At 68.0% G+C, this 24,057-nt stretch carries 20 protein-coding genes; 9 read left to right on the top strand and 11 right to left on the bottom strand.

Annotated elements, in window-relative coordinates; genetic code table 11:
- Positions 1 to 5: 5 nt before the first annotated feature.
- Complete coding sequence (locus A9976_RS24130; RefSeq protein ID WP_183021094.1) at positions 6 to 1,478, top strand: efflux transporter outer membrane subunit; 1,473 nt, start codon at positions 6 to 8, stop codon at positions 1,476 to 1,478.
- On the opposite strand, the gene dsbG is transcribed toward A9976_RS24130, so the two are convergent.
- The 6 genes from dsbG to A9976_RS24100 form a co-directional block, all read right to left on the bottom strand.
- Positions 1,424 to 2,026 (bottom strand): thiol:disulfide interchange protein DsbG, encoded by a 603-nt coding sequence (gene dsbG / locus A9976_RS24125; protein WP_183021093.1) that lies wholly within the window; start codon positions 2,024 to 2,026, stop codon positions 1,424 to 1,426. The two genes, A9976_RS24130 and dsbG, sit on opposite strands and share 55 nt — an antisense overlap.
- A gap of 112 nt (positions 2,027 to 2,138) precedes the next feature.
- Positions 2,139 to 4,664, bottom strand: coding sequence for a TonB-dependent siderophore receptor (locus A9976_RS24120; protein ID WP_259649287.1), 2,526 nt, complete (start codon positions 4,662 to 4,664; stop codon positions 2,139 to 2,141).
- A gap of 376 nt (positions 4,665 to 5,040) precedes the next feature.
- The gene (locus A9976_RS24115) at positions 5,041 to 6,087 is read right to left on the bottom strand and encodes a FecR domain-containing protein (RefSeq protein WP_183021092.1); all 1,047 of its coding nucleotides are present in this window, start codon (positions 6,085 to 6,087) and stop codon (positions 5,041 to 5,043) included.
- The gene (locus tag A9976_RS24110) at positions 6,084 to 6,719 is read right to left on the bottom strand and encodes an RNA polymerase sigma factor (protein WP_310889410.1); all 636 of its coding nucleotides are present in this window, start codon (positions 6,717 to 6,719) and stop codon (positions 6,084 to 6,086) included. The genes A9976_RS24115 and A9976_RS24110 overlap by 4 nt, the downstream gene beginning before the upstream one ends.
- 231 nt (positions 6,720 to 6,950) lie before the next feature.
- Positions 6,951 to 7,949, bottom strand: coding sequence for a FecR family protein (locus tag A9976_RS24105; RefSeq protein WP_259649286.1), 999 nt, complete (start codon positions 7,947 to 7,949; stop codon positions 6,951 to 6,953).
- 18 nt (positions 7,950 to 7,967) lie between these two features.
- Entirely contained in the window at positions 7,968 to 9,731 is a 1,764-nt protein-coding gene (locus A9976_RS24100; RefSeq protein ID WP_183021091.1) for a methyl-accepting chemotaxis protein, read from the bottom strand.
- Between the two features lie 245 nt (positions 9,732 to 9,976).
- Here A9976_RS24100 and cobG point away from each other — a divergent pair, with 245 nt between their 5' ends.
- Genes cobG through cobJ form a run of 4 tightly spaced genes read left to right on the top strand, consistent with a single transcriptional unit; the run spans position 9,977 to position 13,434 of the window.
- A complete protein-coding gene (gene cobG, locus A9976_RS24095) occupies positions 9,977 to 11,227 on the top strand; it encodes a precorrin-3B synthase (RefSeq protein WP_183021090.1) in 1,251 nt (416 codons plus the stop codon).
- The gene (locus tag A9976_RS24090; protein WP_034397236.1) at positions 11,227 to 11,856 is read left to right on the top strand and encodes a precorrin-8X methylmutase; all 630 of its coding nucleotides are present in this window, start codon (positions 11,227 to 11,229) and stop codon (positions 11,854 to 11,856) included. The genes cobG and A9976_RS24090 overlap by 1 nt, the downstream gene beginning before the upstream one ends.
- The gene (cobI, locus tag A9976_RS24085) at positions 11,846 to 12,616 is read left to right on the top strand and encodes a precorrin-2 C(20)-methyltransferase (RefSeq protein WP_183021089.1); all 771 of its coding nucleotides are present in this window, start codon (positions 11,846 to 11,848) and stop codon (positions 12,614 to 12,616) included. The genes A9976_RS24090 and cobI overlap by 11 nt, the downstream gene beginning before the upstream one ends.
- Positions 12,610 to 13,434: a precorrin-3B C(17)-methyltransferase gene (gene cobJ, locus A9976_RS24080; RefSeq protein WP_183021088.1), complete on the top strand. Its 825-nt coding sequence runs from the start codon at positions 12,610 to 12,612 to the stop codon at positions 13,432 to 13,434. Before cobI ends, cobJ begins: the two co-directional genes overlap by 7 nt.
- On the opposite strand, the gene A9976_RS24075 is transcribed toward cobJ, so the two are convergent.
- Positions 13,377 to 14,162 (bottom strand): cobalt-precorrin-6A reductase, encoded by a 786-nt coding sequence (locus tag A9976_RS24075; protein WP_183021087.1) that lies wholly within the window; start codon positions 14,160 to 14,162, stop codon positions 13,377 to 13,379. The two genes, cobJ and A9976_RS24075, sit on opposite strands and share 58 nt — an antisense overlap.
- On the opposite strand from A9976_RS24075, the gene cbiE reads away from it, so the two are divergent.
- The 4 genes from cbiE to cobF are packed head-to-tail and all read left to right on the top strand — an operon-like array spanning position 14,161 to position 17,526.
- Positions 14,161 to 15,363, top strand: a complete 1,203-nt coding sequence (cbiE, locus tag A9976_RS24070) for a precorrin-6y C5,15-methyltransferase (decarboxylating) subunit CbiE (RefSeq protein WP_183021086.1) — start codon at positions 14,161 to 14,163, stop codon at positions 15,361 to 15,363. The two genes, A9976_RS24075 and cbiE, sit on opposite strands and share 2 nt — an antisense overlap.
- Positions 15,360 to 15,857: a cobalamin biosynthesis protein gene (locus A9976_RS24065; RefSeq protein WP_097204944.1), complete on the top strand. Its 498-nt coding sequence runs from the start codon at positions 15,360 to 15,362 to the stop codon at positions 15,855 to 15,857. Before cbiE ends, A9976_RS24065 begins: the two co-directional genes overlap by 4 nt.
- The gene (gene cobM / locus A9976_RS24060) at positions 15,854 to 16,720 is read left to right on the top strand and encodes a precorrin-4 C(11)-methyltransferase (RefSeq protein WP_183021085.1); all 867 of its coding nucleotides are present in this window, start codon (positions 15,854 to 15,856) and stop codon (positions 16,718 to 16,720) included. Before A9976_RS24065 ends, cobM begins: the two co-directional genes overlap by 4 nt.
- Positions 16,717 to 17,526 (top strand): precorrin-6A synthase (deacetylating), encoded by an 810-nt coding sequence (cobF, locus tag A9976_RS24055; protein ID WP_183021084.1) that lies wholly within the window; start codon positions 16,717 to 16,719, stop codon positions 17,524 to 17,526. Before cobM ends, cobF begins: the two co-directional genes overlap by 4 nt.
- Positions 17,527 to 17,550: 24 nt before the next feature.
- On the opposite strand, the gene A9976_RS24050 is transcribed toward cobF, so the two are convergent.
- The 4 genes from A9976_RS24050 to A9976_RS24035 are packed head-to-tail and all read right to left on the bottom strand — an operon-like array spanning position 17,551 to position 23,958.
- Complete coding sequence (locus A9976_RS24050) at positions 17,551 to 18,381, bottom strand: hypothetical protein (RefSeq protein ID WP_183021083.1); 831 nt, start codon at positions 18,379 to 18,381, stop codon at positions 17,551 to 17,553.
- Positions 18,378 to 19,610 (bottom strand): hypothetical protein, encoded by a 1,233-nt coding sequence (locus A9976_RS24045; protein ID WP_183021082.1) that lies wholly within the window; start codon positions 19,608 to 19,610, stop codon positions 18,378 to 18,380. The genes A9976_RS24050 and A9976_RS24045 overlap by 4 nt, the downstream gene beginning before the upstream one ends.
- Positions 19,607 to 20,314 (bottom strand): condensin complex protein MksE, encoded by a 708-nt coding sequence (locus A9976_RS24040; protein WP_183021081.1) that lies wholly within the window; start codon positions 20,312 to 20,314, stop codon positions 19,607 to 19,609. Before A9976_RS24040 ends, A9976_RS24045 begins: the two co-directional genes overlap by 4 nt.
- The gene (locus A9976_RS24035) at positions 20,311 to 23,958 is read right to left on the bottom strand and encodes an ATP-binding protein (RefSeq protein WP_183021080.1); all 3,648 of its coding nucleotides are present in this window, start codon (positions 23,956 to 23,958) and stop codon (positions 20,311 to 20,313) included. The genes A9976_RS24040 and A9976_RS24035 overlap by 4 nt, the downstream gene beginning before the upstream one ends.
- Positions 23,959 to 24,057: the final 99 nt, after the last annotated feature.

Raw genomic sequence — 24,057 nt, 5'->3', positions numbered from 1 at the left:
GCGCCATGTCCCTGCACTTCTTCCCACGCGCCCTGTGTGCGCTGGCCGCCAGCCTGGTGCTGGCGGGCTGCTCCCTCGCCCCGGTCCACCAGCGTCCGCAGGCGCCCATTCCCACGCAGTGGCCGCAACAGGATGCCGCGCCCGTGCTGTCCTCGTCGGCGGCCACGCTGGACTGGAACAGCTTCATCGCCGACCGCCAGCTGCGCCAGCTGGTGGACCTGGCCCAGGCCCACAACCGCGACCTGCGCCAGACCCTGCTCGACGTGGAGGCGGCACGCGCCCTGTACCAGGTGCAGCGCGCCGACCGGCTGCCGGGCGTGGGCCTGCAGGGCGGCGGCACGCGCCAGCGCCTGCCGGGCGACATGAATGCCACGGGCCAGCCGCAGGTGCAGGGCAACTGGCAGGCCGGCCTGGGGCTGGCCGCCTTCGAGCTGGACCTGTTCGGCCGCGTGCGCAACCTGTCCGAAGCCGCCCTGGGCGAGTACCTGGCCACCGAAGAGGCCGTGCGCGCGGCCCGCATCAGCCTGGGTGCCGAAGTGGTGCAGGCCTACCTGTCCCGCGACGGGGCCCTGCGCCGCCTGCAACTGGCGCAGCGCACGCTGCAAAGCCGTGAAGCCTCGCTGCGCCTGACCGCGCAGCGGCGCCAGGCGGGCACGGCCACGGCGCTTGACCACCAGGATGCCCTGGGCCTGGCCGCCCAGGCACGTGCCGATGTGGAACGCAGCGAACGCGAGCTGCTCCAGGCCGGCAACGCCCTGCTGCTGCTGACGGGCGTGGACGACCTGTCCGCACAGCTTTCGGCACAACCCGCCCAGGCACCCGTGCTGCTGCAGGAGCTGTCGGCCGGAACGCCGTCCGAACTGCTCGTCCACCGCCCGGACATCCAGGCGGCCGAGCACCGGCTGCGCGCGCGCAGCGCGGACATTGGCGCGGCGCGCGCGGCCTTCTTCCCGCGCATCTCGCTCACCGGCTTCCTGGGATCGTCCAGCGCCGATCTGTCCGACCTGTTCCGCCCGGGCCAGCGCGCCTGGTCGTTCACTCCCCAGGTCACGCTGCTCCTCTTCGACGGGGGGCGCAACCGCGCCCACCTCGACCTGGCCGTGCTGCGCAAGGACAGGGCCGTGGCCGCCTACGAGCTGGCCATCCAGACCGCCTTCCGCGAAGTGGCCGACGCCCTGGCCGCCACCGACACGCTGCGCCGCGAGGAAGCCGCGCGCCTGGCGCTGCGCGACAGCAGCCGCGAAAGCCTGCGGCTGGCGCAGGCCCGCTACCAGGCGGGCGTGGATGATTCCCTGCGCTACCTCGATGCCCAGCGCAGCGCCTTCGCCAATGAAAGCGCCTACGTCGATACCGTGACCCAGCGGCAGCTGGCGCTGGCCCAGCTGTTCCGCGTGCTGGGCGGCAGCTGGACGGCGCCGCCGCCTCACAGCGGGCCGAACACCTCGGGCAAGGCGGCCTCACGCGGCATGCCGCCGTAGCTCTTGGTGCCGCCCTGGCCGTCGATCACCACGATGCCCGGCGTTCCGCGAAAGCCCAGCGACAGCATCAGCTTGTGGTGGGCATCCAATGCCTTGCGCACATCGGGGCTGACGCTGAAGGCGGGCGCGATGCCGCCCTGGGCGGCCTTCTTCTCGTGCTCCATCAGTGCGGCCGCGCGGTCCGGGGCCTGCAGGATGGCGGCGGCCTTGGCGGGGCTGTCGTCGCGGATGACGCCCACCAGGATGTGGCGCAGTTGCACCTTGCCTGCGTCCACCCAGGGACGCGCGGCCTCCCAGAACTTGTGGCAGTACTTGCAGTTGGGGTCGGTGAAGGTATAGATCACGCGCGGCGCATCGGCCTTGCCGTCGGGCACCCAGGTGGATGCCTGCAGTTGCGCCTGCACGGTGTCGCCTGCCGGCTTGGCGGCCTGGGCCTTGGCCTGTGGCGCCTGGGCCGCGGCAGGGCCTTCTGCGGCCGTCGCCCGTCCCGCCGCCAGAAACAGGCTGGCCGCCATGCCTGCAAAAAGGACGGTGCGTTGAAGATGCATGGGAACTCCTTGAATCGGGTGAATAGGGGGCAGCGGGTTTCGCAGGGTGGCTAGTCTATTGCCCGCACAGCCTGCCTGCACAACCCGCCCGCCGCTTCCCCCTGGCCGACCGTCAGAACGAGCCGCGCAGCGTCAGCATCACATTGCGCGGATCGCCGTAGTGGCTGCTGTTGAGCAGGTTGCCCACGGAGACGTAGTAGGTCTTGTCGAACATGTTGTTGAAGTTCAGCGACGCCTCCCACTGTCGGTTGATGCGGTATCGCACATGGCTGCTCCAGACCGCGCGGCCGGGCGCATGGACGGCCACGGCGCCCACCTGGCGGTAGTTGGAGCTTTGCGCATTCACGCCGCCGCCGATGGTGAAGGCATTCCATTCACCGGGCAGCTGGTAGGTGGTCCAGACGCGCAGCAGGTGGCGCGGCGTGTAGGTGTTGAAGCTCTTGCCCTGGTTGTTCAGGTCCTGGGCGTACTTGTTGCTGTTGTAGGTATAGCCCGTGAACAGCTTCCAGCCGCGCGCCAGCTCGCCGCTGATCTCGGCATCCAGCCCCTGGCTGGTGACCTTGCCGGTGTCGGTGTAGCAGTAGTAGCCGTCGCGGCAGGTGGGGCTGGTGGTCAGGTCTTCCTGCGCGCGGTGGTTCTGGTTCACGCGGTACAGCGCCAGCGAGGTGTTCAGCCTGCCGTCCATCAGCTCGCCCTTGAGGCCGACCTCGTAGGTGTCGCCCATGATGGGCTTGAGGTTCTCGCCGGCCGCGTTCAGCAGCGTCTGGGGCTTGAAGATGCTGGCGTAGCTGGCATAGGCGTTCCACTGCGGACTGAGGGTGTAGATGGCGCCCGCAAACGGCATGAACCGGGTATTGCCCTGGTGGGTCGTGTTGAAGCTGGGAACACCGGCGCTGCGCAGATAGGTGTCCCAGTCGCTCTTGTAGTTGCTCAGGCGCCCGCCCACCACCAGCTTGAGCGGATCGCTGACCTGCAGGCGCAGCGCACCGTAGACGCCGGCCTGCTGCACCATGGCCCTGCGCTCTTCGTTGAACACGGCGGCCAGGGCGGCGTCGCTGGGTTCGGGGATGTGGGCGTTGGGCGCCGTCACATCGATGGGGCTGGCCGCCGTCAACGCGTTGTAGGTGGGGTTGGCGTGCGAGCGGCTGTAGGTGGCGCCCAGCACCAGCTCGTGCTGGCGGCCGAAGGCATCGATGTCGCCCGTCACGTGGGCGTCCAGGCCGGAGGCATTCATGCGCGCCCGGGTCATGGCCGCAATGCTGCCGCCCAGCATGGTGGAGGGATTGACCGAGCGCAGCGAGGCCGCGTACTTCATGTCCAGCTCTTCGCGCACATGGATGGCCGAGACCTTGGCGCGCCAGCGGTCGTTGAACTGGTGCGACAGGTCCGCATACAGGGCCTTGTTGCTGTTGTTCTGGCGGTTCCAGTCGGCCCCCAGGAAGGTGGAGCGCGGCAGCCCGATGTCGCCGCCCGTGGCATAGCGCGGCAGGCCCGAGATGAAGGGCCTGCCCTTCATGCTCTCGATGCTGGCGCCCACGCTCACCTGCGTGTCGGCCGACAGCCGGTAATCCAGCGTGCCGTACAGCGTGGTGTTGCGGCTGTTCACGTAGTCGATGAAGGAGTGCTCGTCCTGCCGGTCCAGCACGGCGCGGCCGCGCAGCGTACCTTCCTGGTTCAGCGAGCCGCTGGCATCGATCTGCGCGCCATAGCGGTCCCAGGAGCCTGCCCTGGCCATGACGCTGACGCCCGGCTCGGCCAGCGGCCGCTTGCGCACCAGGTTGACGGCGCCGCTGGGGTCGCCGCCGCCCTGCACCAGGCCGGTGGCGCCGCGCAGCACTTCCACGCGGTCGTAGATGACCGAGCTGCCTGCGTAGTTGCTGGCGCGTCCGTACAGGCGCTCCACTGGAATGCCGTCGTACTGCATGCCCGTCACGTCGAAGCCGCGCGAATAGATGTACTTGCCGCCCTGCGGGCTTTGCAGCAGCGTGATGCCCGTGGTGCTGGCCAGGGCCTCGTAGACCGAGGTGATGTTCTGCTCCTTCATGAGCTGGTCGGTCACCACGCTGACGGACTGCGGCGTGTCCTTGAGCGCCTGCTCGCTCTTGCCGATGCTCACGGCGCGCGCCGCATAGGCCCCCGTGCCTTCGGTGGCCGCGCTGCGCAGGGCCTGCGCGGTCACGTGGACCTCGCCCAGTGTCTGCGCGCCGGCAGCGGGGCGGGGCGCGGGTTTCAGCGTGAAGCCGCCGCTGCGCTCGGTGGCGACGGCCATGCCAGAGCCACCCAGCAACTGCTCCAGCGCCTGGCGCGGCGTGAACCGGCCCTTGACGGCCTGGGCGCTGCGCCCGGCCAGGTCGGCCTCGTCGAACAGCACCTGCTGCCCGGACTGCTGGCCGAACGCGCCCAGCGCCGTGGCCAGCGGCTGGGCCGCAATGTCGAACGGCAGCCGTTGGGCACGCGCCTCCTGCGCCTGTGTCTGCGCCTGGGTCTCCGCATGCTTCTCCTGTGCGTGCGATGCCGCAGGCACTGCCGTGGCCGCCACGGCTCCAGCCACCAGCAGCGCCATGGCGCCCTGGCGTGCCGTTCCCACCTCTGCTCCTGCACGGTCGCTGCGCACCTGCGCCGTCGCCACCTGGCCCATCAGGGCTCCCCTCAGTTGTTTTGCCCGCTTCACGTTTGAATCCTGCGTCCTGTCTGCACGGCGCCAATGCGCCCCATCGCGTCGTGCGCGCAGGCCCAGGCCCTTGCCGGGCATGCCCACCAGTGCATGCCGGCTTCAGCCGCAAGGCCAAGGCCGCCAGTCTGCGCGCGCGGCGCACCGCGTTTGCGGCCGTTGGCTGGGGGGCGAAGTCCTGCTTCGGCCCTGCTGGCTGGCAGCCGAGGGAGTGCCCGGAAAATCCGGTCCCTACCTGTTCAAGACGCGGTTTTCGGGAAGAACACGAACCCGTGCCGCCTTCTTTGTTTGAAACAATATGTAAGAAAGCTGATTCCAGCCGGACGATCGGCCGGTCAGCCGTTCAGCGCTTGGCAATCAGCCATCCGCCCGATGCCTGCCTGCGCACGCGCACCGCAATGAGGTCGGGCAGCAGCTCGATGAAGGGCTCGGGCGAAGCCGTGGAGAAAAAGGCCGACACGGGCAGGTTGCCCAGGTCTTCGGAGGCCAGCACCACGGGCTGGCCCAGGTAGCGGGACAGCTCCTGCGCCACCTCGGCCAGCGGTGTGCGCCGAAAGCGCAGCTGCCCCGTGCGCCAGTCGCCCACCGTGTCCGCCGGCGCAGCCACGGCGTGGTGGACGCCCGTGGCGGGGTCGATGGCCACGCCGCTGGCGGCGCCCAGCAGCAGTACCGGCGCATCCGCTCCATCGCGGTCGGCGCGCACCTCCACCTTGCCGCGCAGCACCTTGACCACCAGGCGCGGCGGCGCAGCCCGCACGTTGAAGGCCGTGCCCACCACCTTCACGCGGCTGCGGCCCGAGTCCACGGTGAAGGGCCGCGATGCATCCGGCGCCACGTCGAAGAAGGCCTCGCCGCTGTCCAGCACCACCTCGCGGCGGCGCGGGTAGTAGCGCACCTGCAGCGTGCTGCTGAAATTCACGGCCACATGGCTGCCGTCGGGCAAGTCCACCTCGCGCCGCTCGCCGGGGCCGGTCGCCATCTCCAGCGTGTAGCGCGCGGTGTTGTCCCAGGCATGCCAGCCGCCCACCAGCAGGGCGCAGCACAGGGCGACGCCCGCCGTGGCGAAGGCGGCTCGCCAGCGGCCCGGACCGGGCTGGCGGGCAGCAGCAACTGCTGCGGCGGGATGCGGCCGCGGCCGTGCGGGCTCGACCGCAGGCTTGCCCTGCGCCTGCAGCCGTTGCTGCTGCAGCTGGCCGAACAGCTGGCGCGTGCGGCCCATGCTGTCGAAGATCTCGCGGCGAAAGGGGTCGGCCTGCAGCCAGGCGTCCAGCGCGCGTTCGTCCGCGCCCGTCCAGCCCGCCGTCTGGCGGCGCGTGAACCACTCGGCAGCAGCCTCGTGCAGGTCCACCAGCGTGTCTGGCGCCATTCCTGGGGGCGGTGTCTTGTTCATGGCGTGGGGCCGCGTCCTGGAGCGTGTTCGGAAGGTGGTGCAGCGTCGGCGAGCAGGCGCTGCATCTGCTCCATGCTGCCGTATTGCAGGCGCAGCTCGCAGTAGGCATAGGCCCGGCTCACATGCCTGGACACCATGCGCAGCGAGATGTCCATGCGCTGCGCCACTTCCTCCTGCGTGAATCCTTCCATGACGTGCAGCGTGAACGCCTCGCGCTGGCGCTCGGGCAGCTCGCCCAGCGCATCGTCCAGCCGGGCCAGGTACTGGCGGTTCTGGGCCTGGCGCGCGGGATCGTGGCGGTCATCGGCGGGCAGGGCCTGCAGCTCGTCGCCGCAGTCCTCGGCCGGCACCATGTCGATGGCCTGCTCCGCACCCAGCCTGCGCCATTGGTCCACGGCCAGGTTGCTGGCCGCGCGGCTCAGATAGGCCTGCTCCTTGCCCTCTTCGGGCAGGCGGCCCGATGCGGCCATCTGCGCAAACACCTGCTGTGCCGTGTCCTCGGCCTGCGCGCGGCTGCCCAGCCGCCCCTGCAGCAGCCGCACCAGCGGCTGGCGCCAGCGCGCGTACAGCGTGGCCAGGGCGGAGGGCGGTGCCATGCCTCCCTGGGCGGCGGCGAAGGGATCGTGCTTCACCGCTGCAACCCCGCATCACCAGGCCATGGCGCAGCCCCCAGGAGCAGGGCCCAGGCGGCAATCAGGCTGGCGGAGGTCGGCAAGGAAGGAGGCACGGCGCGCGGCGGTTCGCCAGCGGCCCGGAGCAGGTGCCGGGCCAAGGCTGGCGGAAAACAGCAGCGATTGTACTGAGAGTGATTCGCATTGGTGGATGTGCTTTGCCAGGAATGGCAAGCGGCAGGTGCTGCTCTGTTAGCTGCCGCCAATGCGCAGGGCCGCCACGGCCGGGTCGTGCACCACCAGGCCGGTCGGCCCGTAGCGCTCCAGCTCGGCCAGGGCATCGGCCAGGGGCGTGTTCTCGAAGCGGACCAGTCCCTGGCGCCACAGCGCAATGCTGCCGGGCGCCACAGCCGCCACCGGACCGAGCACGCCTGCAGGCGACACGCTCAGGACCTGGCCCGCGACCAGGTCGGCAGGCGTTGCCGCGCCTTGCGCACCGGCCACGCGCACATGGCCTTCCTGCACGGCCACCTGCACGCTGCCCGCCTCCATGCCGGTGGCGCGATAGCGCACGGAAAACCGCGTCCCGACCACGGTGACGCGCGCCGGGCCGGCCAGCACATGGAAGGGCCTGGCGCTGTCGGGCGCCACGGCGAACAGGATCTGCCCTTGCGTGATGCGCACCTCGCGCCGGTCGCGGTACAGGGCCACCTGCGCCTGGGTATCGGCGTCCAGGGACAGTGCGGTGCCGTCGGGCAAGGTGATGGTCTTGGCCTGGCCGCTTGGGGTCAGGTGGCTGCTGGTGAAGGTGGGCTGCTGCTGCCACCGGTGCCAGCCCACGCCCACGGCCAGGGCCGCCGTGCAGCACAGGGCCGCCAGGGCAGGGCGCGGCAGCAGGTGGGACCAGCGCCAGCCTTGGCGCTGCGCGGCCGGTTCCGGGTGTGCGTGAGGCGCCGACTGCGAGCGCCGGCGTGCCTGCTCCGCGCGCAGGCGTGCCACCTGTTCGGGGGGGATCGGCCGCGCTGCCGCCAGGCTCTGGCCCAGGTGGCGCAAGGCGGCCTCGTGCGCCGTGCTGGCTGCCAGCCATTCGGTGAATTCGGCTTCTTCCTCGGCGGTCAGTCCTTGCTCCATGCGCGTGTGCCAGTCGACCGCAGCGAGGTCGATGGGGTTTTGCCCACGGAAGAACTCTTCCAGTTCGCGCACCTGCGCAGCCTTGTCCAGGGGCGCGGTGCAGGAGCGGTAGCGGCGCATGCGTGCGGATTCCCGGCCTCAGAAGCTGGTCCAGTCCTGCGATTCGGCAGACGGTTTGGCCGCAGCGAGGCGTACAGGTCGTGCAGGGCGCGCACCGGCTGAGGGTTGTGCAGGCGCAGGCTTGGCCGGCGCCAGCGCAGATGCCGTGGCCGCGCGCATGGGCACGGACGCCGGTGGCGGCGCCTGAAAACCCGGCTGCTGGGGCACAGTGCCCTGATGGCCCAGGCGGAAGATGGCCACGGCCTGCACCAGGCGCTGGGCCTGGGACTTGAGGCTGGAGGCCGCCGCCGCGCTTTCCTCCACCAGGGCGGCGTTTTGCTGCGTGACCTGGTCCATCTGGCTCAGGGCCTGCCCGACCTGGGCCACGCCGGTGCTTTGCTCGTCGCTGGCGTTGCTGATCTCTCCCATGAGGTCGGTCACGCGCTGTATGGATTGCAGCACCTCGGCCATGGTGGTGCCGGCCTGGTCGGCCAGCTCCGCACCCTGGCTGACGCGCGTGGCGCTGTCAGTGATGAGCTGCTTGATCTCTCGGGCCGCCTGCGCGCTGCGCTGGGCCAGGGTGCGCACTTCGGCGGCCACCACGGCAAAGCCCTTGCCCTGCTCGCCGGCGCGCGCGGCCTCGACGGCGGCATTGAGGGCGAGGATGTTGGTCTGGAAGGCGATGGAGTCGATCACGCCCACGATGTCGCCGATCTGGCGCGAGCTGGCATGGATGTCCTGCATGGCACCCACCACCTCCTGCACCACGGTGCCGCCCTTGGCCGCGACCTGGCTGGCGCCGCGCGCGAGCTGGTTGACCTGGCGTGCGTTGTCCGCGTTCTGCTGCACGGTGGAGGACAGCTCGTCCATGGAGGCCGCCGTCTGCTGCAGCGCGCTGGCCTGTTGCTCCGTGCGCCGGCTCAGGTCGGCATTGCCCCTGGCGATTTCCTCGCTGGCCATGGCCACGCTGTCGGCGTTGTCGCGCACATCGCTGACCACGCTGGCCAGGCTCTGGTGCATGGCGTTGAGCGAGGCCTGCACGCTGCCTGCGGGCGCTTCGCTGCGAACCAGTCCGGGGTCGAGGTTGCCGTCGGCGATCTGGCGGGCGACTTCACCGAGCTGGGCAGGCTCTGCCCCCAGCGCGCGTGTCAGGCCGCGTGCGATCAGCCGGCCCATGAGCAGCGCCAGCACAAAGGCCACGGTGCTCACGCCGATCAGCATGTTGCGGTGCTCCACATAGGACTGGGTGGCGTGCGCAATCATGTCCCTGGCGTGCCGGCGTGTCAGCTCGCCGTACTCCCGGGAGGCGGCAATCAGCTGGGCCAGCAGGGGCCGGCATTCGCTGTTCATCTTGGCGATGGCGGCCTCCTTTTCCTGGCGCAGCGTCAGCGAGACGATGTCCATGGCCACCGGGCCGTAGCGCTGCTCGACCTGTTCGATGCGGGCGACCAGGGCGCGGGCGTCCTCGCCCGCCTCTGGCGCGGCCACCAGGGCCTTGAGCTGGTCCAGCCGGGCCTTGACATCGGCATGGGCGGCGTTGACCGCTGCGGTTTCCAGTTGCACATCGGCGGGCGTGGTGACCAGCACCAGGTTGCGCGCCGCGACGGCCCGCCGGTCCACGGCCGAGCGCACCTGGTCAGCCAATTGCGCCCGGGCGTTGACTCCTTCCACGTACTGGGTCAGGTTGCGGTTCGCTTCGTTGAGCGCCTGCAGTGCCGATGCGGAAATCAGCGTGGCCAGCAGGGCCAGGGCGGTGAAGGCCGCATAGAGCTTGGTTTTGACGGTCCAGGAGCTGAGATTCATAGCGCTTTCCAGATGAATGTGTTGCTTATCAGTTTTTATCAAAAATAAATGATTAATTTGATAAATCCCTTGGATAAATTGTTAAATTTCAACTTGAAGCTACAGATTTAGGCTAGGCAGGGCCAAGCGTCACCAGCCCGCTTCCCATGCGGGCTGGATCAAGAAAGCCCGCATTGCATGAACGCATGCGGGTCTTGCACCTGGGATGCCGGGTGCGCCGGCGCTACAGTCGGGGCCCCGACCCCATGCATACCTCTCCCCACATCCAAGGCTGGTGCCCCGGCGCCTGGCAGCCCATGGCCTCCGGCGATGGGCTGGTGCTGCGCGTGCGTCCGCCGCTGGGACGCCTGACGGTGGCCCAGGCGCGGCGGCTGGCGCGGCTGGCCCGGGTGCATGGCAACGGCGTGCTGGAGCTGTCCAGCCGCGCCAATGTGCAGTTGCGCGGCATTGCGCCCGGGCGGCACGCCGCCGTGCTGCGCGCCCTGGCGGCCGTGGGCCTGCTCGATGCCGATGCGGGCCGTGAGCGCCGCCGCAACCTGGTGGTCGACCCGCTGTGCCGGCCGCAGGAAGCCGTCCATGCGCTGGGCCAGGCCCTGCAGCAGGCGCTGGATGCGGCCGAGGACCTGGCCGGCCTGCCCGCCAAGTTCGGCTGGTCGGTGGAAGGTGCGCCGGGCCGGCTGGCCGGCGTGTCCGCCGATATCCGCCTGCAGCGCACAGCCACCGGCTGGCTGGTGCAGCCTGACGGACGCAACCACGCGCTGGCTGCGGCCGACGCGGACCAGGCCGTGGCTGCAGGCCTGGCGCTGGCGCGCTGGTTTGCCGGTCAGGCCGCCCTTCGCCGCGCCCAGGGCTTGCGGCCCGGACGCATGGCCGCCGTGGCAGCGCAACTGCAGCCGCCCCCCGGACTGGACTGGGTGGAGGCAGAAACCCCGGTCCACGGCGAAGGACCGGCGCCCGGTGCCATGCCCGGCGTGGGCTGGCTGCTGGGCGCACCGCTGGGCCGCTTGCCGGCCGTGGCGCTGGCGCGGCTGGTGCGCGCCTTGCCTGAGCAGGCCTTTTTGCGTGTGACGCCCTGGCGCATGCTGCTGGTGGAAGACGAAGACGCGGAAGCTGGCGCCGCCCTGCCCCGCTGGTGGGTGGCTGCAGGGCTGGACAACGCCACTGACTGGATCACCCACGCCCATGACCGGCGCCTGCGCGTATCCGCCTGCACAGGGGCGCCGGGCTGCAGCCAGGCGCAGGGGCCCACGCAGGCCCTGGCGCTGGAGCTGGCGCCGCAGGTGCCGCACGGTGCGCACCTGCATGTGACAGGATGCGCCAAGGGCTGCGCGCGGCAGGCGCCGGCCACGGTGGTGCTGCGGGCCGAAGGTGAAGACGAGGGCGAAGGCCCTGTCTATTCCGTAGTGCGCCACGGCCGTGCCGGGGATAGGGCGCAGGAGCAGCGGACCCTGGCCTCGGTGCGAGACAATCCGGGATTGCTGTTTTCAAAAGAATAATGCTGCACCGCTACGAAACCGATGGCGCCGAGATCTACCGGCAGTCCTTTGCCACCATCCGCCGCGAGGCGGCGCTGGAACGCTTCACGCCTGTCGAGGAACGGGTGGTGGTGCGCATGATCCACGCCGCCGGCCTGGTGGAGCTGGCCCCGCATGTGGCCTTCTCGCCCGGCATGGCCGAGGCTGCCGCGCAGGCCCTGCAAAACGGCGCGCCCGTGCTGTGCGACGTGCGCATGGTCAGCGAGGGCATCACGCGCTCGCGCCTGCCCGCTGCCAACCCCATCATCTGTACGCTGCCGGACGAGCGCGTGCCCGCGCTGGCACGTGACATGGGCAACACGCGCAGCGCCGCCGCGCTGGAGCTGTGGCGCCCGCACCTGGCCGGGGCCGTGGTGGCCATCGGCAATGCGCCCACGGCCCTGTTCCACCTGCTCAACATGCTGCAGGACCCGGCCTGCCCCCGGCCGGCCGCCATCATCGGCTGCCCCGTGGGCTTCGTGGGCGCCATGGAATCCAAGCAGGCGCTGATGCAGGACCTGCCCGTGCCCTGCATGGCCGTGCACGGCCGCCTGGGCGGCTCGGCCATCACCGTGGCCGCCATCAACGCACTGGCCAGCCATGTCGAGTAGGCAGCCGCGTCCCGGCCAGGGCGGGCCCGGCATTGTCTGCGTGGGCCTGGGCCCGGGCGACCCCGAACTCATGAGCGTCAAGGCCGACCGCCTGGTGCGCGGCGCGCGCCAGGTGGCGTTCTTCCGCAAGAAGGGCCGGCCCGGCAAGGCGCGCCAGCTGGTGGCCGGCCTGCTGGCCGAAGGCGCCGCCGAGCACGCCATGGAGTACCCGGTGACCACCGAGCTGCCCGTGGACAGCCCCGCCTATGTGGACCTGCTGGCGCGCTTCTACGACGACTGGTGCCTGCGCCTGGAAGCGCTGGCGCGGACCGGGCAGGTGGTGGTGCTCTGCGAGGGCGACCCCTTCCTCTACGGCTCCTTCATGCATCTCTACACCCGGCTGCGCGAACGTGGCCAGGTGCCGCTGGACGTGGTGCCCGGCATCCCCGGCATGGTGGGCTGCTGGCACGCCACGGGCGAGCCCATCACCTGGGGCGACGACGTGCTCAGCGTGATGACCGGCACCCTGTCCGAAGACGAGCTGGTGCGCCGCATGCAGACGGCCGAGGCCCTGGTCGTCATGAAGGTCGGCCGCAACCTGCCGCGCATCCGCCGCGCACTGCAGCGCACGGGCCGGCTTGACGCCGCCTGGCTGGTGCAGAACGGCACCACGGACAGCGAGCAGGTCGCGCGCCTGGGCGATGTGTCCGACGACGCCTGCCCCTATTTCGCCATCGTGCTCGTGCACGGCCAGGGCCGCCGGCCGGAGGCCGCATGGTGAGCGCCGGCCGCCTGACGGTGGTGGGGCTGGGCCCGGGCGCACTGGACCAGATCACGCCCGAAGCCGCAGCCGCCTTGCACGCGGCCGACGATGTGGTCGGCTACCTGCCCTATGTGTCCCGCGCGCAGGCCCTGCTGGCGCAGGCGGGTCAGGGCCAGGCCGTGGCCTGGCATGCCTCCGACAACCGCGTGGAGCTGGAGCGCGCGCGCCAGGCGCTGGCGCTGGCCGCGCAGGGGCGGCAGGTAGTCGTGGTGTCCTCGGGCGACCCGGGCGTGTTCGCCATGGCGTCGGCCGTGTTCGAGGCCCTGGAATCCGCCGATGCGGTGCAGGCCGCCGCCTGGCAGGCGCTCGATATCCAGGTGCTGCCCGGCATCACCGCCATGCTGGCCGCCGCCGCGCGCGCCGGTGCGCCGCTGGGCCATGACTTTTGCTGCATCAATCTCTCGGACAACCTCAAGCCCTGGCCCGTGATCGCGCGGCGCGTGGAACTGGCGGCCGAGGCCGACTTCGCCATGGCCTTCTACAACCCGCGCTCCAAGAGCCGGCCCGAAGGCTTTGTGCGCCTGCTGGAGCTGCTGCGCACCCGCTGCGAGCCGCAGCGCCTAATTGTGTTTGCGCGGGCCGTGTCCACGTCCGAGGAGCAATTGCACGTATGCACGCTGGCCGAGGCCACGCCCGAGATGGCCGACATGCGCACCGTCGTCCTGGTGGGCAACAGCGCCACGTGCCGCGTGGGCCGCTGGGTCTACACGCCACGCCACTACGGCATGGATGGCGGCGCGGGCGGTGCTGTCGGCGCCGTCGGCAGCACGCCATGAGCAATCCAGTGGAGCACCGCAGCCACCGACCCGGTGCGCTGGCGCTGCGGCAGCGCCGGGCGCTGCACCATCACCACGGGCAGGCCCAGGGCGCGTGCGGCATCGAGCTTGCCGCGCGTGGCCTCGCCGCCTGCGTTCTTGGCCACCAGCCATTGCATGCCATGCGTGCGCAGCAGGGCCTCGTCATCGGCCGCGCTGAAAGGCCCGCGCCCCAGCACCACCGTGGTGTGGGGCAGGGGCAGGCTGCCCGGCTCGGGCGCATCGACCAGGCGCAGCAGGTAGTGGTGCTGCGGCCGGCCCGCGAAGGCCGCAAGCTGCTTGCGGCCCACGGCCAGAAACACCCGGGCGGCTGCCTGGGGCAGGGCGGCAGCGGCGGCTTGCATGTCGGGCACGTCGATCCAGGCGTCGCCGGCACTGGCCTGCCAGGGCTCGCGCTCCAGCGCCAGCAGCGGCGTGCCGGTGGCGGCACAGGCCTGGCAGGCATTGCGGCTCATCTGCGCGGCGAACGGGTGGGTGGCATCGACTACATGGCTGATGGCCTGCCCGCGCAGGAACTGCGCCAGGCCCTGGGCACCGCCAAACCCGCCCACGCGCGTGGGCAGGGGCTGTGCCAAGGGCGACTGCGTGACGCCCGCATACGAGAACACGGCGGCGATGCCGGCGCGATGCAGGGCCTGGGCCAGCTGGCTGGCGCCGCTGGTGCCGCCGAGCAGGAGAACATGGGGCATGACTGATCCCTGGTTGACATTGGTGGGCCTGAACGAAGACGGCCTGGACGGCCTCTCGCCCGCCGCGCTGCGCGCGCTGGACGCGGCCGAGGCCGTTTTTGGCGGGCCGCGCCACCTGGCGCTGGCCGGTGCCGGCGAGCGTGGACGGCCCTGGCCCCTGCCCTTTGACGTGGCGCCCGTGCTGGCCTGCCGTGGCCGGCCCACGGTGGTGCTGGCGTCGGGCGATCCGTTCTGGTTCGGGGCGGGCGGCAGCCTGGCGGCGCATCTGGCGCCGCAGGAGTGGCGCTGCCACGCCCAACCCTCGACATTTTCGCTGCTGGCGTCCCGCCTGGGCTGGAAGCTGGAAGACACGGTCTGCCTGGGCCTGCATGCCGGCCATGTGGAGCAACTGCTGCCGCACCTGTCGCCAGGCCGCCAGTCGCTGGTGCTGCTGCGCGATGGCGCCGCCGTGGCCGCATTGGCGGACTGGCTGGTGCAGGAAGGCTGGGGCGACAGCCGCCTGGAGGCCATGGAATCCGTGGGTGGCCCGCGCGAGCGCCGCCGCGCATGGCGCGCCGCCGAGGCCGCCCCTGCCCTGGCCGCCGACCCTGCCCGCGCGCCCGTGGCCGTGGCCGTGCTTGCCCAGGGCGGCGCGGCCTTGCCGCTGGTGCCGGGCCGCCCCAACCACTGGTATGCCAATGACGGCCAGATCACCAAGGCCCCGGCCCGCGCGCTGACCCTGGCGGCCCTGGCGCCGCGCCACGGCGAATGCCTGTGGGATGTGGGCGGCGGCTCGGGCTCGGTGGCCGTGGAGTGGTGCCTGGCCGGTGGTTCGGCCATCAGCCTGGAGCAGCATGCGGCACGCGCGGACAACATCCGCCTCAACGCCCGGCGCTTCGGACTGCAGGCGCGCCTGCGCGTGGTGCAGGGCGTGGCGCCCGAGGCGCTGGCCGGGCTGCAGGCGCTGGCCCGGCCCCAGGCCGTGTTCGTGGGCGGGGGCTTTGACGCAGCCCTGTTCGAATGCCTGCAGGGCCTCATGCCCGCGGGCTGCCGCCTGGTCGTCAACGCCGTGACGCTGGAGACCGAGGCCCTGCTGGTGCAACTGCAGGCCGAGCACGGCGGCCAGCTGCTGCGGCTGGAGATTTCCAGCGCCGAGCCGCTGGGCCGCATGCGCAGCTGGAAGGCTGCGCGGCCGCTGGTGCAGTGGAGTTGGCAGCGGTGAACCCGGACGAAACCATCCCCCACCGCTGCGGCGTGCTGGGCCTGGGCCTGCACACGGACGCACTGCCCCATGCGCTGCAGGCGCTGTGGCAGCGGGCTCAGGCGCAGCTGCCGGAAAGCGCAGACGCAAGCGCCTGCGCGCCCCAGCCCATCTGCGCCGTGGCCGTGCTGGACACCAAGGCCGGCCACCCGGCGCTGGCCGCCTGGATGGCGGCTGTCGTGCCCACGGCCGTTCTGGTGCGCGTGCCGCCAGGGCAACTGCCTGGGCAGCCCGTGGTCACGCAGTCGCCGCGCATGCTGGCGCGCTATGGCACGGGCAGCGTGGCCGAGGCGGCGGCGCTGGCCGCCGCAGGCCCGCACTCCGCCCTGAGCGTGACCCGCCTGGTGGCGGACGATGGCAGCGCCACCCTGGCCCTGGCCGTGGGCCAGGGCGGACCTCTGAACTGTTGCCTGGCCCACGCCAGCCAGGCCAAGAACCAAGGAGCAACGGCATGACCGTGCATTTCATCGGCGCCGGCCCCGGCGCCGCCGACCTGATCACCGTGCGCGGGCGCGACCTCATGGCGGCCTGCCCGGTCTGCCTGTACGCAGGCTCGCTGATACCGCGCGAGCTGCTGGCGCATTGCCCGCCGGGCGCGCGCATCGTCAACACCGCATCCATGAGCCTGGACGACATCGTGGCCGAGATCCAGGCCGCCGAGGCGCGTGGCGAAGACGTGGCGCGCCTGCACTCGGGCGACCTGTCCGTGTGGTCGGCCATGGGCGAGCAACTGCGCCGCCTGCGCGAGGCCGGCATTGCCTGCACCGTCACGCCCGGCGTGCCCTCGTTCGCGGCCGCCGCTGCCACGCTGGGCGTGGAGCTGACCCTGCCCGGCCTGTGCCAGTCCGTGGTGCTGACGCGCACTTCGGGCCGCGCCACGGCCATGCCCGAGGGCGAAAACCTGGCCGCCTTCGCGGCCACGGGCGCCGTGCTGGCCATCCATCTGTCCATCCATGTGGCCGCCAAGGTGCAGTCCGAGCTGCTGCCGCACTACGGCGCCGGCTGCCCCGTGGCCATCGTCTGGCGCGCCAGCTGGCCCGATGAAACCGTGGTGCGCACCACGGTCGGCAGCCTGACCGAGGCCGTGGCCACCCACATGGAGCGCACGGCCCTGATCCTGGTGGGGCGCAGCCTGCAGGCCGAGGACTTCGGCGAAAGCCGCCTCTACGCGGCCGACTATGACCGCCGCTACCGACCGCTGGGCACCGAGCCGCGCTTTCCCGCCACCGATGTGCATGCGAATGCCGCGCTGGATACCGCGAGGGATACCTTGAGGGACACCGTGATCGACGTGCCCCTCGGGAACCCCGCCCCATGAGCGCGGCCCTGCCGCCCGTGGCGCTGAGCCTGATCGGCATAGGCACGGGCAACCCCGACCACCTCACGCGCGAAGCCCAGGCCGCCATGCAGGCCGCCGACCTGATCCTGCTGCCGCACAAGGGCGAGGACAAGGCCGAACTCGCCGCCCTGCGCCGCGACCTGTGCGATGCCGTGCTCGCCTCCTCCGGCCCGCGCATCGAAGGCTTCGACATGCCCGTGCGCCGGTCCACGGGCGACGACTACCTGGCCCAGGTCGATGAATGGCATGCGGCCATCACGCGCTGCTGGCAGGCGGCCATCGCCCGCGCCATGGAGGGCGGGCTGCCGCTGCGCACGGCGGGCCAGCCCCTGCGCGTGGCCCTGCTGGTCTGGGGCGACCCGGCGCTGTACGACAGCACGCTGCGCATCGCGGCGCGCATGCAGCCGGCGCCGCACAGCGTGCGCGTGGTGGCGGGCATCAGCTCCATGCAGGTGCTGTGCGCCGCGCATGCGATTGCGCTCAACGGCATAGGCCAGCCCTTCGTGGTGACCACGGGCCGCCAGCTGCGCGAGCAGGGCTGGCCACCGGGCGTGGACACGGCCGTGGTGATGCTGGACGGCCAGTGCAGCTTCACCGAGCTGCTGGCCGGCCCCGAGTCTGCGGATCTGTCCATCTGGTGGGGCGCCTACCTGGGCATGGACCGCCAGATGCTGGACAGCGGCCCGCTGGCCGAGGCCGCCCCGCGCATCGTGCAGGCCCGCGCCGCAGCGCGCGAGCGGCATGGGTGGATCATGGACATCTACCTGCTGCGGCGCGGCGGCTGAGGCGCCGTGGTACTGCCTGGGTATTCAGGCTTGCCTGACGGCGCTCGACGGCTGTTGCAATGTGGATGGGAAGTGCTCCTGATCCAGTCCCATGTTGAGTCGCTGCAGCAGACGCCAAGCTGCCTGGATTTGCGGATCGGACTCTGCGTCCAGTTGTGCCTGCACGCTCTGTGCGGATTGGCTGAAGAGGTTTCGGCGGGATTGGGCCTTCGTGTACTGCTCCAGCAAGGCAAGAGTGGGAAGGCACATTGCTTCGCGGCGTGGAAGTGACGCCGCCATGGCAAGGCCTTTGGGATCAAAGTCGTAGAAGGCCAGCGTGGGTCGTGCGTCGGTGTGGATGAGATCGGCCGCAGCGGCTGTACTGAACATCCCCACCGTTCCACGGAACAAAGCCAATGCGCGCCGGCCTTTCACATACTGGTTCAGCCAAAGGTATTCCTGCAGCCTGATGAGCGTTTCCAGGTTCTCGATAACCAGCAAGACATCGAAGTCCCAGTCGCAGACTTCCTGCCAGTCCGTGGCGAGGAACCCGCTGCTGGGCAGGATGCTCTGCTCCATGTGCAGGGTGCGTACCGCAACATAGCGCTCTGTGACCGCTTTGGCTCTGTGCTTTTCGGATTGGCCAGTGGGCGCTTCGCCGCGGCTGTAGCTGGCTGGCACCTCCAGTGCGATCCCCCGGGATTTCAGCAGATTGACCGCCCGCGCGAAGTCGGACTCGGCATAGACGACAAGCCGTCCCTTCAGCATGCCCACATGGTGTTCTGTGGCCATTGCTTCGGATGACACTCCGCGCGAGCGTGTCAGAGCACGGTCGTGGATGAGACGGCGCAGAAATTCGATGTCGCGCTGGTTCATGGGAGCGTGGCCTTTGCCCAGATTCTTGCAGGTCCGCTTGCAATGGCGTCGCCAAAGGTGTGGCTCCAGCGCTCCCCTGGGCGTGGAGGATTGCGCACCACGGTCACTCTGATGCCCTGCATACGCAGGTACTGCATGGCGAAGCAGAGCCAGACGCAGGATTGCATGCTCATCGCATCGGCATCGCTGCAACGCCAGTCCACAAGGCTGACGCCCTCGGTGCAGGCCAATACGTGCAGCCGCAAGCGTTCTGACGCCAGGATGGCTGGAGTCAGCGCAGGCGGTGAGGAATCGATTTTCCGGCGCTTGTATCTGCGTTCCTCCTGTGGCGCTTGAGAGGTTTGCAGAGGGGGGAGGGCCGAGGCAGTGTCCACGATTAGTGCATGGATCTCCGCATCCGCATCTTCTGGCTCGATGTGGGGTCGGATGGCAGGCAGCCGGGTGGCTAGAAGGAAGTCCGGCAATGCTCCATCCAGATCGATATCCACGCCCGTCCAGCCCGGTTGCTGACGCAGCAGCATGTCCATGCGGGCGAGTTGGCGATGATGCTTTTCGATGCGGTGGGTCTGGAAGATCTCCCGCGTCAGAAGGTTCTGCATCTCCGTCATCGATTGCTGCCAGTCCAGGACCAGAGCGAGCAGATTGCGGCGGAGGAATTGGGCGAACTCGTACATGCCAAAGGCAGTGGCCGCCTGCTCCACGCGGGCAGCGGAGTGTGCCAGCAGGCCCAGATGGTGTATGAGTTGTGTGCTTTGTTGCTGGTACCAGCGGTTTTGGCTTTTTTTGGCTTCTAGCGAGCGCACGTTGCCATAGCGAGTGGACAGCAGTGTTTGCAGTTGCTGTAGGTTGCGCCGCATGTTGTCCACGATGTCATAGATCGTGTCCTGCAGTCGATCCTGCAGTTCCGTGGTGCTGTCGAGGTCGCCCAGGCCTCGCATTTCCTCGACCTGGCGCCACAGAGCGTTCATCGTCGTGATGTGGGAGCCGATCTCCGAGAGACTCTGATAGGCAGGGTAGTGCTGCAGATGGTCGAAGAGGTACTCGCGGAGCCGTGGGTGCAAGCGATAGCCTTCCTCGGCCGTGGGCCGGACGGCGCTGGCATGTCGCAGGTCCATGATCGATCGCAGCGGGACACCGTCGCGCACGTCCAGCGGTGCCTTCAGTGCGTCGGCCACCAGTCCTGCATGGCGGTTGAGCGTGGACAGGGCATCTTTGACGGGCGCGGTCACGGTGTGTCTCCACTGGGATTCAGCACGGAGCCAAATGGTCGATCGGACGGACTCGCCAAGCCCAAGGCCGTCTGGGCATCTGGTTGTTCTATCTGATCCTTGAGGCCGTCTTCGGCCAGTTGCGGTGCATGGATGGAGATGTAGTCGATGAGTTGGTAGAGGTAATCGATTCTTCCCGTGATGCGATAGCCGCCAGCCGTGGGATTGGTCTCGTGCACATAGCCTTCGCGCTCCAACTCCTCGAGCATGCGCTGTATGCGCGTGACTAGTTTGTCTGTGGCTTTCAGTCCGCTGACCTCTCGCATCTCCATGATCTGCGTTTCCAGCATGGACGATGCACGCGCTGCCTCCGCGATCTCTGTCACATAAAGCATATCGCCAGCATGCACACGTGGAGCACGGCCTTGCGTCTTGCGTATGGCTTCCATGATGCTCACCACGGGCTGCAACCGGCTGCGCACGGCGCGCATCTCTTCGCGCAGTTGGGCACGCAGCTCTGCCGTGAGGATGGCATGGGCCATAAAGTAGGCACCATCCTCACCGAGCTGGGCCAGCCTATAGCCTATGCCCTGCAGCCATTGCTCGGCCCCCAAGCGGCCTGCCGGGTCTTCCAGGGCCTCGAATTCTTCCGGGTAGCGCAGGCTGCAGATGAATTCACCCGCAGCCAGTGCTTTGAGTGCAGAACTCAGATACCGTGTGCTCATGTCGTCGCCCCTGGCAATTGGGCTGTGGCGACTGAGCCGTCGGCCTCAAAGCTTGAGATGCGGTCAAAGTGGCGAGCCAGCGTTGGGTCCGCGTTGGGTGCTGCGCATACGACGTGGATGCCACACTCGTCCAGTGTCTTGAGGAAGCTCGCAACGTTCTGGGCATCCAGGCGCGCAATCTCGTCGCTGGGCCATGTGATGGCCGGCACCGCCTCGCCGTCTCGGATCATCTGCACGAAGCCCATGAGAAAAAGGGAGGTGATCAGCGCAGTCAGGCCTGTGGATGAAATTGCAGCGAATTCGCTGGAGTTGCGTACCACGTGGCGTTTACTGTTCTCGCGAAGCGAGCATTCGAGTTCCACCTGCTCACGCAAATTGATCGAATAGCCGCCATCTGCCTGGAGAATGCCCCGGTAGTCGCGCATCAACCGTGTGTCATCCTCGCTCGGCAACTCTCGGTCGTCTGCAATCAGACTGACCACGGTGCCGGACAGAGCGCGGTGGCGGTCGCGTATGGACTCCAGTATCCGCAGATAGGCCAGCTTGCCGACACCGGAACTAATGTTGACATCCAGTTCGCCGATGCTGTGGAACGTCGGAATCTGGGTCAACGCCTTCTTGAGGTTGCGGTTGAAAGCGCCTACGTTACGGTCAAAGGCCTTCAAGGCATCGACGAAGCCGCCAGCCGCCATGAAGATGGAAATCTTCTCCTTGTTGAGCTGGGCCAGCAATTGGCCATGTTCGGCAGGCTCAAACCATTGGCAGACGATTTCCGCCTTGTTCCATTCATACTGGTGCGAAAGAACGATCTGAGGGTTCGGCAAGTCCTTTTCCTTCAGGCGCAGCCAGTCGGCCACCTGGTTGTCGTAACGCAGTAATTCGTTGCGCAGGCTGCGGCACTGTGTCTGCATTTCGGTGCTTTCAGTGCTCAGCCGCGAAAGCGTTTCGTTGACCTGTCTTCGCAAATCCTCGGGCTGGAACTCCTCCTGAGGCGCGGCAACATAGTCCATGAAGTTTGCAAGGCTGCCTTCCCGCAGCTCGGACAAAAGCCGCGCGCCGCTCTCAGCATCCTGGCGCTGATGGATCAATGCGTCGGACCGTCTTCGGATTTCTTCGTGTTGTGCGTGTAACTGATTTTCCAGCTGGGATCGGTGTATGCCAAGCTCCTGAATCTGCCCGCATTTCGCATCCCGCTCTCGTATCTTGCTTGGCAGAGTCGGAAGGCGTTGGCTGCTGAACTCGGCCCACGCATGCAGATCGCCTTGCGCTGCACTGATGCGCCTGAGCTTGTCCTCCAACTGATGGCATTGTTCCTTTAATTGCTGCATACGGCTGGCATCTATGCCCTGACCTTGCAGCTCACGGTCCAGCGCGTTCTGAATGCTTGCTTTCTCATTGGACATTTGCTGTCGCAGCTCATTTTCGGTCTGGCGTGCCATGTCCAGGACATGCCGCAATGTGTCTTCTATGGCCGTGCGCCGGTCGTCGAATTCTTTCTGCAGCTCATTCTTGCGCATTGCCATGGCTTGCGTCAGTTCGGAGATGCGTTCTTCGGTCGCCTCGATCTTGGCCTGCTGCTCGTGCAGTGCCTCACGCGTTGTCTGCGTGCTGGCCTGGCGTTCCTTCTTAATCTGGTTGCGCAGCGTTTCGCGACGCGCTCCTGCCTTCTCACGGGTCTTGCGCGCCAGCTCCAACTGTGCCAGTGTGGCCGATAGTTCGCCGTCTGCATCCTTGAGCGCCTTGGCCTTCTTGTTGGCTGCGTCCTGCACGTCGGTGAGTTTGTTGCGCATCTCCTGAAGCGATGCCTGCTGGGTGGCTATCTCCTGCTGGATTTCAGGCTCGTGGACCCAGCCTGGCACCGGCAGGGCGTGGATGTCCAGCGAAAGCGGACCTATGGTGACCCGTCCACCCGTAGCACTGGCATCGTCCAGTATGTCAGGCGCAAGATCGGTTCGGCGGGTCAATTCAGGCGCCAGCACGCGAGCAGCATCCGCCCACCCGGCTTCATCGTGTTTGCGCAGAAAGGCCAGCAAAGAGCCTTCTTCGGGAGTCAGTTGTGCCTGCAGCTCTTGCAGCCTGTCATGTGCGCGGTCAATGGTCGCCTTCAACTGCTCCAGAGCCTGACTGGTTTGCTGAGCGGTGTGCTGGGCGTCGGCCTGTGCCTTTTGAGCTGATCTGGCCGAGGCTTCCTTGTCGCGCACATTCTTGTCGCTGCGGTCCAGCTCGTCTTCAGCTTGTTCAGAAGCCTCCAGCGTCTCCTGTTTTGCCTGGGGGGACTTCAACTGGTTTTCCAACCCTCCTTTGGTACGCAGAAGCTCCTGGAGAGAAAGATTCAGTTCCTGGAGCTCGATAGGAGCCTGAAGCTGTGATCGCGCGTTGGTCTCCTCAAGACGTAGTCGTTCCAGCGCATCCTTGTTAGTCTCGCGGGCCTCGGCCTGGCTTTGAACAAGCTCCATCAGTGCTTGGTTGCCCGCCTTTTCTACAGTTCGGATCTGGTGCTCGGCACGTTCCTGGGCATTCCTGGCGGTATCTCCCATATCGTCCAATTGCCGATTGACAATGTCCAGTTGCTTGAGCAGCACGGGCTTGCGCAAGGCCAGCTCCTGTAGTGCTTCGATGCCGATCCGGTTGAAATGGGCTTTTTGTTTTTCGATCCGATCAATTTCGTCATCGAGATCGGTTTGCGTGGATCGCAACTTGGCTAGTTCTTCCTGCGTTCGGGCCAACTGAGCGTTCCACTCCTGTTCACTGGCCCGCGCGGACTCCTGCAGCGACTGCAGCACCTGGGTCAATTCCTGCTGGTGCCGTTGGCAACGTTCTATGGTCGCCTTGACTGCCACATGAAGGCTGCACAGTTCCATGTGACGGCTGCGCAGGCTTGTGACTCTCTGCATGAGCTTCTCTGCCTCCATCTTGCGCGCAAGGATGGCGGCCATGTGCTCGCGCGTCTCCAGCCAGCGTTTGACTTCTTCGCGTATCGGCTTTTGGGCCAGTATGCCGCTGCCTCCCGCTTGGCCCGAATCCTCCGAAACCCGATCAACCACGATGCGTTTGAGGTCGTCGAAATTGATTTTTTCAGTGCTGATGGCTGCGGCTATGGGTCCGAGGTTGTACAGAGTGCGTGGGCCCAACGAATGTTCCAGAGCCATCTCGCGCAATTTGGCTCCATTCTTGGTCATCGGCTTTTCTCGCAAGATGATGCTGCGGTACTGGTTCAGGCGCAGCGCCTGACTCACCCATATGCCTGCTGCTTCTGCGCGCGCTTTGAAGCTGGGTGCATCCATGAACTCCTCGTTTTCATCAACGAAGAATCGCTCCTCGTAGCCGCTGCGCATGATATAGAACACGGCCTCGTCTTCATTGGGGCGGCGGTACATCACCGCGCAGCGTAGATCCTCCTCGCTGGTGCGTTCATACTCATAGACGATGGCACTGGAAGATGTCGGCAGCGTATACGCGATCATCGATCCCCGGTGGGTGCCTTTGAGGATCTCCTTGGGCAGTGCACCATAGAACAGGGGAATGGTGCGAAGAAAAGTAGTCTTTCCCACACCATTGATGCCAACGGCCATCGTTTTGCCTCGCACATCAAGTTCGGCAATCAGACTGGATGGCTGTCCTGTCTTGGCTGCGACGATATTCACGGCGATGACACGCCGAAGCCGATAAGGCATAGCCACTCCCTCCTTCTTTTTCTCAGCGGTTGTTGAAAGCCGAGATTAACCGCGCATGCGCTTATTTAG

The sequence above is a fragment of the Delftia sp. UME58 genome, assembly GCF_014170385.1.
Taxonomy (GTDB): Bacteria; Pseudomonadota; Gammaproteobacteria; order Burkholderiales; family Burkholderiaceae_C; genus Comamonas; species Comamonas acidovorans.
Note: the sequence above shows the minus strand (reverse complement) of the source record. Positions and strands in the feature narration are given on the sequence as shown.

Bases quoted from the DNA above. Each gene is read 5' to 3' on its own strand.
- A9976_RS24130 (WP_183021094.1), top strand. From the start codon at position 6: ATGTCCCTGCACTTCTTCCCACGCGCCCTGTGTGCGCTGGCCGCCAGC.
- dsbG (WP_183021093.1), bottom strand. From the start codon at position 2,026: ATGCATCTTCAACGCACCGTCCTTTTTGCAGGCATGGCGGCCAGCCTG.
- A9976_RS24120 (WP_259649287.1), bottom strand. From the start codon at position 4,664: ATGGGCCAGGTGGCGACGGCGCAGGTGCGCAGCGACCGTGCAGGAGCA.
- A9976_RS24115 (WP_183021092.1), bottom strand. From the start codon at position 6,087: ATGAACAAGACACCGCCCCCAGGAATGGCGCCAGACACGCTGGTGGAC.
- A9976_RS24105 (WP_259649286.1), bottom strand. From the start codon at position 7,949: ATGCGCCGCTACCGCTCCTGCACCGCGCCCCTGGACAAGGCTGCGCAG.
- A9976_RS24100 (WP_183021091.1), bottom strand. From the start codon at position 9,731: ATGAATCTCAGCTCCTGGACCGTCAAAACCAAGCTCTATGCGGCCTTC.
- cobG (WP_183021090.1), top strand. From the start codon at position 9,977: ATGCATACCTCTCCCCACATCCAAGGCTGGTGCCCCGGCGCCTGGCAG.
- A9976_RS24090 (WP_034397236.1), top strand. From the start codon at position 11,227: ATGCTGCACCGCTACGAAACCGATGGCGCCGAGATCTACCGGCAGTCC.
- cobI (WP_183021089.1), top strand. From the start codon at position 11,846: ATGTCGAGTAGGCAGCCGCGTCCCGGCCAGGGCGGGCCCGGCATTGTC.
- cobJ (WP_183021088.1), top strand. From the start codon at position 12,610: ATGGTGAGCGCCGGCCGCCTGACGGTGGTGGGGCTGGGCCCGGGCGCA.
- cbiE (WP_183021086.1), top strand. From the start codon at position 14,161: ATGACTGATCCCTGGTTGACATTGGTGGGCCTGAACGAAGACGGCCTG.
- A9976_RS24075 (WP_183021087.1), bottom strand. From the start codon at position 14,162: ATGCCCCATGTTCTCCTGCTCGGCGGCACCAGCGGCGCCAGCCAGCTG.
- cobM (WP_183021085.1), top strand. From the start codon at position 15,854: ATGACCGTGCATTTCATCGGCGCCGGCCCCGGCGCCGCCGACCTGATC.
- cobF (WP_183021084.1), top strand. From the start codon at position 16,717: ATGAGCGCGGCCCTGCCGCCCGTGGCGCTGAGCCTGATCGGCATAGGC.
- A9976_RS24050 (WP_183021083.1), bottom strand. From the start codon at position 18,381: ATGAACCAGCGCGACATCGAATTTCTGCGCCGTCTCATCCACGACCGT.
- A9976_RS24040 (WP_183021081.1), bottom strand. From the start codon at position 20,314: ATGAGCACACGGTATCTGAGTTCTGCACTCAAAGCACTGGCTGCGGGT.